Source organism: Micromonospora sp. DSM 45708, from assembly GCF_039566955.1.
Taxonomy (GTDB): Bacteria; Actinomycetota; Actinomycetes; order Mycobacteriales; family Micromonosporaceae; genus Micromonospora.
In genome coordinates, this window is record NZ_CP154796.1 from 5,916,105 (window position 1) to 5,929,899 (window position 13,795).

The 13,795-nt window shown below is 70.1% G+C and carries 14 protein-coding genes; 8 read left to right on the forward strand and 6 right to left on the reverse strand.

Translation table 11 applies throughout. From position 1 onward, the window contains the following. Window positions 1-2: 2 nt before the first annotated feature. On the forward strand, window positions 3-581 hold the full coding sequence (locus VKK44_RS25615) for a DUF5994 family protein (RefSeq protein ID WP_343443747.1): 579 nt from the start codon (window positions 3-5) through the stop codon (window positions 579-581). After that, on the forward strand, window positions 578-1,465 hold the full coding sequence (locus tag VKK44_RS25620; protein ID WP_343443748.1) for an SPFH domain-containing protein: 888 nt from the start codon (window positions 578-580) through the stop codon (window positions 1,463-1,465). The genes VKK44_RS25615 and VKK44_RS25620 overlap by 4 nt, the downstream gene beginning before the upstream one ends. 67 nt (window positions 1,466-1,532) lie before the next feature. On the opposite strand, the gene VKK44_RS25625 is transcribed toward VKK44_RS25620, so the two are convergent. The 3 genes from VKK44_RS25625 to VKK44_RS25635 all read right to left on the reverse strand — a co-directional run bounded on the left by VKK44_RS25625 (window position 1,533) and on the right by VKK44_RS25635 (window position 3,305). Beyond that, window positions 1,533-1,988 carry a sigma-70 family RNA polymerase sigma factor gene (locus VKK44_RS25625; RefSeq protein ID WP_343443749.1) on the reverse strand — a complete coding sequence of 152 codons (456 nt, stop codon included), beginning with the start codon at window positions 1,986-1,988 and terminating at the stop codon, window positions 1,533-1,535. A gap of 272 nt (window positions 1,989-2,260) precedes the next feature. Further along, window positions 2,261-2,746 (reverse strand): universal stress protein, encoded by a 486-nt coding sequence (locus VKK44_RS25630; RefSeq protein WP_343443750.1) that lies wholly within the window; start codon window positions 2,744-2,746, stop codon window positions 2,261-2,263. A 37-nt stretch (window positions 2,747-2,783) separates the two neighbouring features. Continuing rightward, entirely contained in the window at window positions 2,784-3,305 is a 522-nt protein-coding gene (locus VKK44_RS25635; RefSeq protein WP_343443751.1) for a hypothetical protein, read from the reverse strand. A 663-nt stretch (window positions 3,306-3,968) separates the two neighbouring features. Between VKK44_RS25635 and VKK44_RS25640 the strand changes: the two genes are divergently transcribed. The 3 genes from VKK44_RS25640 to VKK44_RS25650 all read left to right on the forward strand — a co-directional run bounded on the left by VKK44_RS25640 (window position 3,969) and on the right by VKK44_RS25650 (window position 6,870). Continuing rightward, window positions 3,969-5,063: an Acg family FMN-binding oxidoreductase gene (locus tag VKK44_RS25640; protein ID WP_343443752.1), complete on the forward strand. Its 1,095-nt coding sequence runs from the start codon at window positions 3,969-3,971 to the stop codon at window positions 5,061-5,063. Beyond that, window positions 5,032-5,469 carry a DUF1003 domain-containing protein gene (locus VKK44_RS25645; protein ID WP_343443753.1) on the forward strand — a complete coding sequence of 146 codons (438 nt, stop codon included), beginning with the start codon at window positions 5,032-5,034 and terminating at the stop codon, window positions 5,467-5,469. Before VKK44_RS25640 ends, VKK44_RS25645 begins: the two co-directional genes overlap by 32 nt. A 219-nt stretch (window positions 5,470-5,688) precedes the next feature. Then, window positions 5,689-6,870, forward strand: a complete 1,182-nt coding sequence (locus tag VKK44_RS25650; RefSeq protein WP_343443754.1) for a low temperature requirement protein A — start codon at window positions 5,689-5,691, stop codon at window positions 6,868-6,870. Between the two features lie 75 nt (window positions 6,871-6,945). Here VKK44_RS25650 and VKK44_RS25655 read toward each other — a convergent pair whose 3' ends face one another. The 3 genes from VKK44_RS25655 to VKK44_RS25665 all read right to left on the reverse strand — a co-directional run bounded on the left by VKK44_RS25655 (window position 6,946) and on the right by VKK44_RS25665 (window position 9,977). Continuing rightward, window positions 6,946-8,151, reverse strand: coding sequence for an IS110 family RNA-guided transposase (locus tag VKK44_RS25655; RefSeq protein WP_343443755.1), 1,206 nt, complete (start codon window positions 8,149-8,151; stop codon window positions 6,946-6,948). Window positions 8,152-8,507: 356 nt separating this feature from the next. Continuing rightward, the gene (locus tag VKK44_RS25660; protein WP_343443756.1) at window positions 8,508-9,659 is read right to left on the reverse strand and encodes a hypothetical protein; all 1,152 of its coding nucleotides are present in this window, start codon (window positions 9,657-9,659) and stop codon (window positions 8,508-8,510) included. Window positions 9,660-9,665: 6 nt separating this feature from the next. After that, the gene (locus VKK44_RS25665; protein ID WP_343443757.1) at window positions 9,666-9,977 is read right to left on the reverse strand and encodes a hypothetical protein; all 312 of its coding nucleotides are present in this window, start codon (window positions 9,975-9,977) and stop codon (window positions 9,666-9,668) included. Between the two features lie 52 nt (window positions 9,978-10,029). On the opposite strand from VKK44_RS25665, the gene VKK44_RS25670 reads away from it, so the two are divergent. The 3 genes from VKK44_RS25670 (at window position 10,030) to VKK44_RS25680 (ending at window position 13,723) form a co-directional block, all read left to right on the forward strand. Next, on the forward strand, window positions 10,030-12,387 hold the full coding sequence (locus tag VKK44_RS25670) for a TOTE conflict system archaeo-eukaryotic primase domain-containing protein (RefSeq protein WP_343443758.1): 2,358 nt from the start codon (window positions 10,030-10,032) through the stop codon (window positions 12,385-12,387). Window positions 12,388-12,482: 95 nt separating this feature from the next. Beyond that, window positions 12,483-13,049, forward strand: a complete 567-nt coding sequence (locus tag VKK44_RS25675; RefSeq protein WP_343443759.1) for a hypothetical protein — start codon at window positions 12,483-12,485, stop codon at window positions 13,047-13,049. Window positions 13,050-13,051: 2 nt separating this feature from the next. Then, entirely contained in the window at window positions 13,052-13,723 is a 672-nt protein-coding gene (locus VKK44_RS25680) for a nucleotidyl transferase AbiEii/AbiGii toxin family protein (protein ID WP_343443760.1), read from the forward strand. Window positions 13,724-13,795: the final 72 nt, after the last annotated feature.

The following is a 13,795-nucleotide window of genomic DNA, read 5'->3' on the forward strand; positions in this document are numbered from 1 at the left end:
CCATGTCCGTCAACACGCGACGAGCCGCCGCGACCCCCGCGTCGGCTACGTCCGCGCCTCGGCTCGTCCTCGCCCCGACCCGGGACCGGGCGGTCCTGGACGGCGGGTGGTGGCCGAGGTCCTGGGACCCGGCCGTCGAACTCCCCGGCCTCGTCCTCGCCCTGTCCGAACGCCATGGTCGGATCCGGCATCTCATGCTCAACATCCACGCCTGGGAAAGCCGGTTCCGCCGGTTGACCGTCGGACCGGACGTGATCCGGATCGGCTGGTTCGACACCCTCGACCCCGCCCTGCTGGTCGCCACCACCGGCCGCGACGTCCAGGTCGACCTGCTGGTGGTGCCGCCCGCCACGCCACGGACGGCAGCCGAGTGGGCGATGGCAACCGCCGCCGACCCGACCAACCTCAGGCGCGCGCCCGACATCCTGGCCAGCGCACCGGTCGGGCCCCAGGCCGCAGCGGCGACCGGCTCCGCCGCAGACGCGGTGTGGGACAACGAAGGTGGCAGCACCGCTCCGATCGGCCGCCGCCCCGTCAATGACTTCTTCACCACCCCTCCCCGGACCGGAGTGCCCGCATGAACGCTCTGCAGACCGTCATCGTGATCGCGATCGTGGCGATCGGCGTCATCGGTCTCGGCACCGCCGCCCGAGCGGTGCGGGTCGTCCAGCAGTACGAGCGTGGGGTGGTGTTCCGCTTCGGTCGGGTGCGCGACGGCACCCGCGGCCCGGGCCTCACCCTGATCGTCCCCGGGGTCGACCGGCTGGCGAAGGTCAATCTCCAGATCACCACCATGAGCGTGCCCGCTCAGGACGGCATCACCCGCGACAACGTCTCCGTACGCGTCGACGCGGTCGTGTACTTCCGCGTCGTCGACCCGGTCAAGGCGCTGGTGAACGTGCAGAACTACCTGTACGCCGTCTCCCAGGTCGCGCAGACCTCACTGCGCGCGGTGATCGGCCGCGCCGACCTCGACGAGCTGCTCTCCGACCGGGACAAGCTCAACGCCGAACTCACCGGCATCATCGACGCACCCACCGACGGTCCGTGGGGAGTCAAGGTCGAGCGCGTCGAGGTCAAGGACGTCGCGCTGCCGGAATCGATGAAACGCTCCATGTCACGTCAGGCCGAGGCCGAGCGTGAACGCCGGGCCCGGGTCATCGCCGCCGACGGTGAGTACCAGGCCGCCGAGAAGCTCGCCCTGGCAGCCGCCACCATGGCCGCCGATCCCGCCGCGCTGCAACTGCGACTGTTGCAGACGGTGGTGGAGGTCGCTGCGGAGAAGAACAGCACCCTCGTCATGCCGTTCCCGGTCGAATTGCTGCGGTTTCTCGACCACGCGACGCCCCCGCCGGCGCCGGTCGTCGCGACCCGTCCCCGGGTAGCGGAGACAGCGACGATGCCGGATGTCCGGCGGATCCTCCCCGAATCCGAGCCCACGACGGCCGCGGTGCCGGTGGGCTGACCGACAGGAACGGCTGCTCGGCCCGGTGACCGCGTCGGTCACCGGGCCGAGGCCCGCCGGCAGCCGGTCATCCGGTGGTCGGTGGAACCGACGTGCCGAGCAGTGCCGGCGGCTCGCCGTCCAGCGCGGCGATCAGTTCGCGACCGACGAACTCGTCGTATCCGGCGCCGAGGGGCGGAGTGCGGCCATCGATCTCGCGAAGCCGTTCCGCGGCCCGGCGATCGGCGATGGCCGTCACCCACGCGAGACCATCGACCTGACCGGCGGCGCACCTCGGCGCAAGCTGCCACACCTCGACGAACACCGCCCGGGTCACCGCGACGGCGACCGACGGGCGGCGCACCACCTCACACACCTGGATGAAGACCACGCGGACGAGACGGCGGTAGAGGCGACCGAAGGCGGCCCGGTCACGGTCGGCGACCCGCTTGACGAGGTCGTTCACCGATTCTGGACCGGGGACGACGTAGACAGGGGAAACAGGCATCCGATGCTCCTGGTGGTGTGCCTGCGGCTGAGGCACCACCAGGGACCAGGGCGGCCGTTCCGCCCCACCCTACGCCATCGCGCCGGCCATCGAAGGTGGTCCTCAGCCGCAGTTGACCGACCGCCGTGGAGGCGGTGCACCGGCACCGCCCGCGACATCCCTCACGGGTCGTCGCGGGCGGCGCCGATGCCGGGTTGCCGCGCCGCGCACCGGGTGCACGGCGCGGGCCCGGTCACCGTGCCCGGCTGCGACGAGAACCTCGAAGCGACCGGGCACGATGGCTCCTGGCGGCCGGATCAGGGCGGCCCTCAGTCGCTCCCGACCTCGTCGACCGTCCGGTCCGTCGACGGAACGACCACCACCGGGCACGACGCGTGCTGTACGCAGTGCTGGGTGACCGAGCCGAGCAGCATCCCGGCGAAGGCTCCGTGTCCGCGGCTGCCCACCACCAGCAACTGCGCCCCGTCCGCGGCGTTCAGCAGCACCTGGGCCGGATGCCCGCGTACCACGTGGGTGGTGAACTGGACGGGCGCACCGCCGCCGGCCACGTCTGCGACCGCCTCCACCAGCATCTTCTCGGTGATCGCCGCGATGCTCACATCCTCGAACACCGCGGGCGACCACCCGTACGCGAATGCGTACTCCGCCGGGTCGTGCCAAGCGCCCACCACGTCGACCCGCGCGTCGCTCAGCTCCGCCTGGGCCACCGCCCAGCGCAGGGCGATCCGTGAGCCCGGTGATCCGTCGACTCCGACCACGATGCACCGGTCATGCTCCTCGGCCTGGTCCGTCACGTCGAGCTCCTCTCGGGAGGCTGTCACCTGAGGTCGTCTACTTCAGCCAGCCGGTGCGTCGCACCAGCGGGATCCGGGCCCCGAAGGTGCCCAGACCGAGGGTGTCGCCGGCACCCGACAGGGCCAGGACGACCAGCACGGCGGCGTAGACGAGGTGGTCGTCCATGAACGGATTGTTCGCCGGGGGGAGGACGACGGTCCACATCATCAGGGTCAGCAGTGCTCCGGCGCCGGCCGCCAGCCGCATCGCGACGCCCAGGAGCAACGCGACGCCGATGGCGAGCAGGGCGCCCATGAACAGGACATCGGTCAGGGCGACGCCGGCGATCGAGTGGTAGAAACCGGCGAACGGGCCCGTTGCCGCGGATCCCAGGAATCCCTTCGTCGGGCTCCCTCCGTTGACCCAGGACTTCGCGGCGGTCGTGTCATGCCCCAGGCCGAACGCCTTGTCCAGGAACGCCCACAGGAATATCCAACCCAGCGCGAGGCGGATGCCCGCGAGCAGGTACCGCACCGTGGCGTTGACCCGCGGGTCGCCCCCGGTCGCTGCCCTCGCCACGGCTCCACCGGCTCGGTCCGGCCCGACACCCACCGACTCGGCGCCGGGCCGGTGTGCGGAGGCGTCCGGTACCAGCAGCGCCAACCCGGCGGCCGGCACGGCGTTCCGTAATGCTGCATTGTGGTTCCTGGCGATGTAGGCCATCGCACTCACATTCCTTGTTCTGCTCGTCACGCGGTGCCGCGGCCTGCTGGACACGGGTGGGTCGGCGCCGGCACAACATCCGATGCGACGGACGACGTGGCCTCGGCACCTGGCGGGAAAGCCGCTGGACGTCGGTCTCGACATCGAGCGGACCGGAGGCGGCGGCGGGCGGTCAGCCACCGGGGACCCGAGCGACATCCTCACCATACGCGCTGCCGTACGAAAAGGCGGCGGGAGAATCGGCGGCACCAGGCATCACCGGTACCGGTCCGCTGGTCCTCGTCACCGGTCCCACCGGAGCGTAGGCTCAACGTGTCGCCCGGGCCCCCGGTGGCTGTCCCACCCACCGCAAGGCCGGCCCTTCCTGACGGTTGCCGACCCGAGGACGGCCCACTCCCCGGCCGGAAGACAACCCTCAGCGGACGCGGTGCCACCCCTCCCCTCTCCTCGCCCACGCGGGCCCCTTGCGACCAGCCGGTACCGGTGACCGCGCGAGAAGGCCCGAGAAGGGACCTCGTCGTGCCCACGCAGACTCACCCGACCGGCAGTGGATCCATGACCCAGGCGCTGGTCGATGCGGCCACCGTCGCGGGCCACGCGCCGTCGATCCTCAACACCCAGCCATGGCGGTGGCGGATCGCCCGGAACCGGCTGGACCTCTTCATCGACCACGACCGGGTCCTCGACAGCACCGACCCCGACGCCCTGCTCGCCACGCTGAGCTGCGGAGCCGCGCTGCACCACGCCCGGATCGGCCTGGCCGCGCAGGGCTGGCACGTCACCGTCGCCCGGATGCCCGACCCGGCCGACCCCGGCCATCTGGCGCGACTGCGCGTCGACGGGCGGGCACCCGTCGAGCTCCAGGCCGTCCGCCGTACGCACACCATCCGGCTCCGGCGCACCGACCGCCGTCCCGTCACCGGCCTTCCGGTCGGGTCCGACGATCTCGGGGCGATCAGCGCGGCGGCACGGGCTGAAGCGACGTTGCTGCACGTCCTGCGACCCGATCAGGTGGTGGATCTCGCCGCCGCGACGAGCCATGCCCAGGAGACAGAGACCGCCGAGCCGGCGTGGCAGGCGGAGCTGGCGTACTGGACCGGCGGCTCCCGGCCGGCGGGCACCGGCATTCCCGACACCGCGATTCCGCTCCATGCGCCGCAGACGACCGTGGCCGGGCGCGACTTCGGCCACCACGGCGACCTGCCCGTCAGCACCGGACACGACCACAATGCCACCTACGCGGTGCTCTACGGCCGCGCCGACCAGCCGATGGACTGGCTACGAGCGGGCGAGGCCCTGTCGTCGGCCTGGCTCACCGCGACCGAACTCGGCGTGTCCGTACTCCCGATCAGCGCCCCCGTCGAGGTAGCCGACAGCCGGCAGACCATCCGGAGGCTTGTGGCCAACCTCGGACACCCGTACCTGGTGCTGCGCTTCGGCATGCTCGACACCGACGACCCGGGACCGGCGCACGCACCGCGACTGCCGGCCGACCAGACCATCGACCGACCTCCGCCGGCGGACTTCCGCTCCTGCACGGCTCCGGTCGGAAGACCAATCAACCGGAAGGGCGACGGTCGGCATGAACCCACGTCACCACCGGCACCCCGCTAACCAGTACCGGCTCGACCACCGCACCTCCGGACAACGGCTGGCCGACTCGGTCATCTCGATCTTCGGCTCCTGGCGATTCATCATCATCCAGACCGGCATCGTGGTCGCCTGGATAGCCGCCAATGTCGTCGCCGTGCTGCACCGCTGGGACCCCTACCCGTTCATCCTGCTCAACCTGCTCTTCTCCACCCAGGCCGCCTACGCCGCCCCCCTGATCCTGCTGAGCCAGAACCGCCAGGCCGACACCGACCGGGTGAAGGCCGAACATGACTACCAGGTCAACCAGCTCGCCCTGCAGTACCTCATCGCCTGGCACCGCGACGCGCACGGCGACACCTGCGACTGCGTGCGGCGGGCCGAACCGGTCGTCCGCGGCATACTCACCACACTTGCTCGGGATCTGTGACACAGCCCCGGGCAGGTCAGACCCCGCCAGTAGTCACGGGCAGCCCACATGGCGCGAGTGACCGGCACAACCGCACAGGACAAACCGCACCTTTGCCGCATTGAGGCTTACACCCTCGATAAGGTCGTTCAGGGGCTTCCTTGCCACCCGACTCGGTCAGTTCCCCTACTGCAGTCCCTCTCCAGTCCTGAGGACCCGGAGTCAGTAGACGGGAACCTGATGACGATCGACCAAGCGGTAGGGCTGGCCCGGGAGGGCGAGGGGCCCCAGCGGGCGACCCTGTTGGAACTGTTTCTCGACCTGGTATTCGTCGCCGCACTCGCCCTGACGTCTAGAACCCTGGCGCAGAATCTCGGCTGGGTGGGGGCCTTCCAGACCGTGGTGCTGCTGATGGCGATCTGGTGGGTCTGGTCGGTCACCGCGCTGGTGACCGACCTGTACCACACCCAGCGGCCACCCATCTTCGTCATGACGCTCTGGGTCATGCTCGGCACCGTCCTGATGGCTGGCTCGCTGCCCGGAGCCTTCTCCGATCACGCCCTGATCTTCGCGGGCGCATACGTGGCGATCCAGGTGGGGCGTGGCATCTTCCTCATCGCCGCGCTGCACGGCAGCAGGACGCGAGTGCGCTCCAGCCGGTTCACCTTCTGGTTCGTCGTGTCCGCAGTGCCGTGGCTCGCCGGCGGTCTCGTGGCGGGCACGGCGCGGGGTCTGCTGTGGGCCGCGGCGCTCGCCGTCGACTACGGGGCAGCCTGGCTCCGGTACCCCACGCCCCGGCTCGGTCGGGTACCTACATCCCAGTACACGGTGGCGGCCGACCACCTGGCGGAGCGCTACCAGCAGTTCTTCACTCTCGCCCTCGGTGATCTCATCCTCCTCACCACTCTGACCTACTCCGACAACGACGCGACGATCGGCCGCACAGCGGCGCTCGTGCTGGCCTTCGCCGTCAGCGTGCTGCTCTGGCAGATCTACGTCCACCGCGCCGGCGCCCTACTCAAGGCCACCATCGAATCCTCCCGAGATCCCGGCGGATTCGTGCGGTCCGCACCGAACACCCACCTGCTGATGGTGGCCGGCGTCGTCGCCGCCTCCGCCGGCTTCGAGGTCGTCATCACCCACCCCACCGACCACACCACCCCCTGGCTGGCCGGCGTCATCCTCGGCGGTCCCGCGTTGTTCCTGGCCGGACGAGCCCGCTTCGAATACGAGGTGTTCAGCCGGGTGTCACCGTCCCGGCTGGTCGCGCTGCTCGTGCTGATCATCGCCGGCCCCGCTCTGCTGCTCGCACCCACTCTGGTGGCCGGGCTCACCGCCACCCTCGTCCTGGCGGGGGTCGCCATCGCGGACGGCGTCCGGGCCCGCGGCAACCCACCCGAGCAACCCAGACCCTCCATGTAGCCGCGGGTGCAAGACCACTCAGACAACGCCCCATCGGAAGCCGGGCCCTCGGCTGATCTTCAGCAGACGGAGTCTCTACGCGAGTCCGCACAGCGCCACCTCTGCTGATCTTGATGGTTTGGGCTGGTAGGGAGTCTTGTCGCGGATGCAGGCCCAGAGGACGTTGAGGCGTTGTCTGGACAGGGCGGCGGTGGCTTGGCGGTGGGTCTTTCCTTCGGCTCGTTTCTTGTCGTAGTAGGCGCGTGATCGTGGGCAGTGGGTCAGGGCGGTGAAGCTGGACATGCTGAACACCCGGCGTAGGCCACGGTGGTAGCGGTGGGGTCGGACCTGGTGACCCTGCCTGCTCCCGGAGTCGCGGGAGATCGGCGCGAGGCCGGCGTGGGCGGCGAGTGCGGCGGCGCTGGGGTAGGTGGTGAGGCTGCCGGCGTGGGCGAGGAACTCGGCGGCGAGGGTGGTGCCGATGCCGGGCAGGCTGGTGACTATCTCTCCCAGTTCGTGCTCGGCGACGATGCCGGCGATGATCTCCTCGATGGCGGTGATGCGGTCGTTGACCGCTTCCAGGTCGGTGGCCATCTGCGCCACGATCCCGGCCGCGGTGGCCTCCCCGGCGACGGCGACGGTCTGCGTCCGCGCGGCGGCGAGGACCTTGGCGGTGAGAGCCTTGGCGGCCCGGACGCCGTGCTGGCGTAGGTAGGCCAGGATGCGGGCCTCGCCGGCGCGGCGCAGCCCGACGGGTGTCTGCCACTGCGTGAGGAGCCGTAGCGCGCCCTTGTTGCGCAGGTTCAGCGTCTTCTCGAGCGCGGGGCTGATCATGGCCAGCAGGTCCTGGATGCGGGCGGTGAGGCGGACGCGGTCGGCGACCAGGTCGAGGCGGCGGGAGACGAGCAGCTTCAACTGCTGCTGCACCCCGTCCGCGAGGGTGAGGGCCGGCAGGTCGGCGCGCATGCGCAGGGTCTGGGCGATGACGTAGGCGTCGTGGGCGTCGGTCTTGCGTTCGCCGTGGAACGCCTCCGCCATCCGCGAGGTGACCGTGCCGCTGACGTAGCGCACGTCCGCCCCGCGGTCGAACAGGACCGCCAGCAACAGCGAAGCCGGTCCGCCTCGCAGGTCGACGGCCCAGCGGATCGGCTTGCGGCGCTTACCGAGCCGCCCGACGATGCCGGAGATCGCGTGCTGGTCGTTGGGGATCTTCTCGGACATCACCACGGTGCCGTCGTCGTCGACGACGTACACGTGGTGGTGGGTCTTGCCGACGTCGACGCCGGCCCACAGGCTGCCCATCGGGCATCACCCCTTCGGTTGTCTGGTCAAGGGGCGTGGACCCGCCGCGGTTCAGTAGCCACAACTTCGGAAAGGGCGATCGGTCGCAAGTCTCCATCCAGTGCTGATACAGCGGTCGTCAGCGAGGGCCGGGGCGTCCTACTCCAAGCTGGCCATGACAGCGGCAGCACACACCCAGACAGTCACCCGACCCACCGGGTCCACCCCGACAAACGACAAGCTTCGATGTATGGTTGCGGCTCCGGACGGACACCCGGAGCCCAAGCCGCCGCTATCAGGGGCGTCGCGCCGGAACGCCGAGCGGTCCAGGATCTTTGCGTGCCTGGGTGATGGTCATCGGGCGGCGAACCATGCCGTCAGGTGTCGAGGCCTGCGAGGTTGAGGCGTTCGAGCAGGCTGGGCTTGCGGGCATGCGCCGCCCGTAGCTCGGCCAGCCGGTACCGGAACGATGAGCTGTCCCCGTCGCGTTCACTGAGTTCGCGCAGGTCGACGAGGAGTTGAACAGCGGTGTCGTACTCGCGGGGTTTCTTCGTGGCGATGAGTTCGTCGGCCCGCTGCCAGGCGGCGGGTTGGTCGATTGCGAGGGTGTCGAGGTGTCGTTGCCGGGCGGCTGCGGCGGAGCGTTCCCGGCGAACCCGGTCGCGTTCCCGCTGCTCGGCATCCCGTCGTTCCCGCACGGCGCGCAACTCGGCGGCGGTGGCGAGCAGTTGCCCGGCGGTACGGACGGCCGTCGGGGCGGATGCGTCGGCGGGATGGGCGTCGCGGTAGCGGCGCAGCAGTCGGTTGCGCAGGTGGTTGTCGCTGCCGGTGATCAGGTCGGCCAGGATGGCGTCCTTGTCCCGAGCGGGCAGCCCGACGACCCAGGTGCGTAGTTGCGTGGCGGTCGGTTCACCGGAGGCGGCCGGCGACGGCACGGCCGCCGCAGCCGCGATCAGATCGGGGTCGATGCGTAGGAACTCGGCGACGGCGGTGAGGGACGCGTCGAGGGTTTCCATGCCGGCGGGTACGGGCGGTTCCGGCTCGTCGTCGGCGATCTCCTCGGACTGTACGCAGCGGAGCCAGGCCAGGTAGAGCAGGCGCAGGTCGCCGGCGGCGAGGCCGGCCCGGACCGGGATGATCGAGGTGAGCAGGCCGTGGCCGTCGAGGTCCCACTCGTCGGTGCCGTCCTCGTCCTCGTCGTGGAGGTCGATGATGACGTGCTCGCCGGCCGTCCACGCGGACGCGCTGTCGCCCTGGCAGTACTGGGCCACCGTGGCGGGGTCGAGCACGTGTTTCGGTAGCCGCAGCATGAGCTGGTGGGTGCCCCAGTTCGCCAGGTACAGGTGTGCGTCGAAGTACCGTTCCATCAGCGTGCGCGGGTTGCCCTTGAAGTCGCCCCACTCGTAGGTATTCACGAAGCTGGTGGCGGCGATGTCGGCCCGGGTGGACAGCGCCCGCAGCTCGGCCCGCTCCCGGCCGGTGAGGGGTCGGTCGACGGCGGTGAATTCGTAGTACTGGTACTCGCTCACGGGGGCCTACTTTCCGGCCCAATGCCGGTAGTCGTCGATCCACGCGGTGCCGTCGGGCGCGGGGGTGGGTAGCGGCAGGTCGAGGAGGTCGATTCTCTGCCGGTGGTGGCCTCGGGTGCAGAGCGCGACGATGGTGTCCGCGGTCAGGTCGATCTTACTCACGGTGACCTCGATGCCGAGGACGGTGGTGGGGAACGGCGCCGCCAGATGCTCCTCGATCATGATGAACAGGCCGGTGCGCTCGTCCTCGTGACCGTCCGTGTCGACGGTGGCCTCCTCGATCATCGCCTCCAGCGCGGCGTTGCCCTTCGATGCCATCGGCGGAGGATAGCGGACTGGCGTCAGGGTGTTCGGAGTCCGATGCGCGAGGATGGTCGGCGTGGGTTCGGTGTCCGAGTTCGTCGATCTCCGGCGGGAGGTGGAGCGGTTACGGGCGGAGAACGCCCGGCTGGCGCGTCTGCTGGAGCTACGCGGCCAGGACACGTCTGCGGCGCCGGAGCAGTTGTCCGCGCCGGTCGAGCCGCCAGGGCTGGTCACCATGGCCTCGCCGACTCGGGACAAGCTGGCGTTGTTCGCCGACCGGTTCAGGGCCCGGGTCGACGTGTACGCCGTGCGGTGGGACAACGCCCGTACCGGCGCTGCCGGGTGGATGCCCGCGGTCGCCGGCGGTTGGCGTAAGGGTATGGACCGGCGCGGTGCCACCTACCTGGCCCGCACGACGGAGGTCGTCGCGGCGCATCTCGTCGGCGACGTGTTCATGGGCCTGTACCCGCTGATGCCCGGCAACACCTGCCACTTCGTCGTGGCCGACTTCGACGGGCCGACGGCGATGCTCGACGCCCTCGCCTATGTGAAGGCGGCACGAGCGAGGACGGTGCCGGCTGCGTTGGAGATCTCCCAGTCAGGCCGCGGAGCCCACGTGTGGGTCTTTTTCACCGGCGCTGTTCCCGCGGCCACCGCGCGCGCCGTCGGCACCGTCCTTCTCCGTGAGGCGATGGTGCTACGCGGATCGATGGATCTCCGGTCGTACGACCGGCTGTTCCCCAACCAGGACGTCCTGCCCGAGGGCGGCTTCGGCAACCTCATCGCCGCACCGCTACAGGGCCGCCGCCGCAAGGACGGACTGACCACGTTTCTCGACCTCGGCACGCTTGAGCCGTACGCCGATCAGTGGACGTTCCTGTCGACGCTGGACCGGCTCAGCCCCGGTGACGCCGAACAGATCGCCCGGCAGGCCAAGCAAACCCCGACCGGTGCCGACGTCGCCACGATGAGCCGATCCGCGGCGACCCAGGTCCATCCTCCGCTTCCTCCGGTGGTCCACGCGGAGGCCGGTGCCGGGCTGAGCATCGACGCGGCCCAGCTGACCCCCGCCGCGCTGGCGACGTTCAAGCACGCCGCCGCCATGGTCAACCCGAAGTTCTACGAACTGCAGCGACTCCGCAAGTCCACCTGGGACACCCCACGATTCATCCAGGGCTACGACCTCACCCTCGACGATCACCTGGTCGTCCCCCGGGGCCTGCGGCACACCATCGCCACCATCGTCGAGCGCGCCGGGTCGCGGCTGGTCGTCACGGACGCACGAAACTCCGGGACCGAGATCGACACCGCGTTCACCGCCGAACTCACCGGCAAGCAGGCCAACGCGGTCGGCGCGCTTCTCGCCCACGACGACGGGATCCTGGTCGCCCCGCCGGGCTCCGGCAAGACCGTCATGGCCTGCGCCGTGATCGCCGAACGCAACACCTCCACCCTCGTCCTCGTCGACCGCAAAGCCCTCGCCGACCAGTGGCGCACCCGCATCCAACAGTTCCTCGACATCAAGCCCGGCCAACTCGGCGGCGGCCGACGCAAGCTCACCGGCACGGTGGACATCGCGCTGCTGCCCTCCCTCGCCCGGCGCGACGACGTCGCCGCCCTGACCCAGGGGTATGGGCACGTCATCGTCGACGAATGCCACCACCTCGGCGCCGCGGCGTACGAGCACTCGGTCAAACGGATCGCCGCGCAGTTCTGGCTCGGCCTCACCGCCACACCCACCCGACGCGACGGCCTCGGCCAACTCGTCACCTGGCAACTTGGACCCGTCCGGCACACCCTGACCGACGAGGAACAAGGCACCCTCGCGGCAGCGATGCACACCGACGCCGGACCCCGTCGAGCGCTGTTCATCCACGAGACCACCTTCCAACCCGGCGACGTCGACCTTGACGCGCCCGGCGCGCTCGCCGAGGTGCACCGAAGACTTGCAGTCGACGAGCCCCGCAACACCCAGATCGCCGATGATGTCGCCGTAGCCCTGGCCCGCGGTCGCAACTGTCTCGTTCTGACCCGACGGGTCGCCCAGGTCGAGGCCCTCACCGCTCTGCTCGCCGCACGCGGACATCAGGCGCTCGTGCTCCAAGGCGCGATGAGCACCAGCGAACGACGGGCCACCATTGACCGGCTCGACGGCGCCAAGGCCGGCGAGGGCCTGCTCGTCATCGGCACGACACCGTTCATCGGTGAAGGCTTCGATGCCCCCGCCCTCGACACACTGTTCCTCGCCGGCCCGATCTCCTACGACGGCCTACTCGTCCAATGCGCCGGCCGTGTCATCCGCGCCGCGCCCGGCAAGGACCTCGCCGAGGTCCACGACTACCACGACTCGGCCACACCCATCCTTGCCGCCTCACTCCCACGCCGCATGCCCGGATACCGGGCCCTCGGCTTCACCAGGACATGAGTGCATCCGAGCGCGATCACCATGGCTGGTCCCGCCGGTTAAGGAGATATGACAGGAAGCCAAGCGTGCTGGGCCTAGCGTAGTAGGCTGACGGCATGGGTCGGTTCTCCGAGGATGAGCTGCATGCGGTTGTCTCCCGGTACGAGGCGACGCGGGCGGCCGCGTTGACCGAGCGGGACGAGCAGCTGCGGGCGTTCCACGCGGCCGGGTGGCGGCCGGTGGATCTGCAGCGGGTCACCGGATACAGCCGGGAGACGATTCGTCAGGCGCTACGACCGGAGGTCCGGCGGGCGACCAACATCAGCCGGCGCCGGACATCACCCCAGCCGCCGACGGACTACCGGCCCTACGGTGACCGGAAGCCCTACGTGGTGGCCGAAACCCTCGCCGATCTGCACGGCCCGACCGAGGGCGTGGTGACGCTTCCGCGTCATCTCGACTGGTCCGGGCACGCCGAGTACGACCTGAACCGGGCCGCACGCCTGGCTAGCATGTACAAGGTGGTGCTCACCGAAGCCAGCACGGTCGAGGATCTGAACACCTGGCTCAACGCCGACCCCCTTCGGCGGCTCTGGCCCACCCTCTGGCTGCCACCCCAGCTCCGCCAGCGCTGGGAGGACGCCTTCCCCGACCTCGCCGCCACCCGCAGCAACGCGGCATAGCGGTGGACCCCTTCCACGAACGCCTCGCCCGTACGGGGCTCGCGGCGGCCGATCGATACGGCTTCGCTCTGGCCGGAGGCTACGCGGTCCAGGCCGCCGGGGTTCTCGAGCGGCCCAGCGAGGACGTGGATCTGTTCACCGCCTGGGACCGCCGGCAGGAGTTCACCGCGGCGGTCGCCGCCGTCGTGCACGCCTACCGCAACGACGGCCTGAGCGTCGAGACCGAGAGACAGTACGACACCTTCGCCCGGCTGGCTGTCACCGACGGTATCCGGGTTTCCAAGGTCGAACTCGGCGTGGACTGGCGTGCCAACGAACCGATCGTCATGGCGATCGGGCCGGTACTGCACCCTGACGACGCGGTCGCGAACAAGATGAGCGCACTCTACGGGCGAGCGTTCGCTCGTGACTTCATCGACATCGACGCCACGCTTCGATCCGGCCGCTACACCCACGAAGCCCTCCTAGCCCTCGCGCAGCGCGCCGACCGTGGTTTCGACCGACGCGTCTTCGCCGACGCCCTCGGACAAGCCACCCTGCTCGATCCTGACGACTTCGCCCAGTACGGCGTCACCGGCCGAGCGCTGGACAATCTCCGTAACCGTTTCGCCGAATGGCGCCGTGAACTGCTCGGCGAAGAGGTACCCGCTCGACCTGACGGCTCCGTCAGCTGACCTCCCGGCGCTCAGTTGCCGCCCGGACACCGTCCTGCGCTCGTGGTCTACCGCGGCATGCACCAAGAAAGT

Coding starts and splice junctions, on each gene's coding strand:
- VKK44_RS25615 (WP_343443747.1), top strand. CDS start 3: ATGTCCGTCAACACGCGACGAGCCGCCGCGACCCCCGCGTCGGCTACG.
- VKK44_RS25670 (WP_343443758.1), top strand. CDS start 10,030: ATGGTCGGCGTGGGTTCGGTGTCCGAGTTCGTCGATCTCCGGCGGGAG.
- VKK44_RS25665 (WP_343443757.1), bottom strand. CDS start 9,977: ATGGCATCGAAGGGCAACGCCGCGCTGGAGGCGATGATCGAGGAGGCC.
- VKK44_RS25620 (WP_343443748.1), top strand. CDS start 578: ATGAACGCTCTGCAGACCGTCATCGTGATCGCGATCGTGGCGATCGGC.
- VKK44_RS25655 (WP_343443755.1), bottom strand. CDS start 8,151: ATGGGCAGCCTGTGGGCCGGCGTCGACGTCGGCAAGACCCACCACCAC.
- VKK44_RS25675 (WP_343443759.1), top strand. CDS start 12,483: ATGGGTCGGTTCTCCGAGGATGAGCTGCATGCGGTTGTCTCCCGGTAC.
- VKK44_RS25650 (WP_343443754.1), top strand. CDS start 5,689: ATGACGATCGACCAAGCGGTAGGGCTGGCCCGGGAGGGCGAGGGGCCC.
- VKK44_RS25645 (WP_343443753.1), top strand. CDS start 5,032: ATGAACCCACGTCACCACCGGCACCCCGCTAACCAGTACCGGCTCGAC.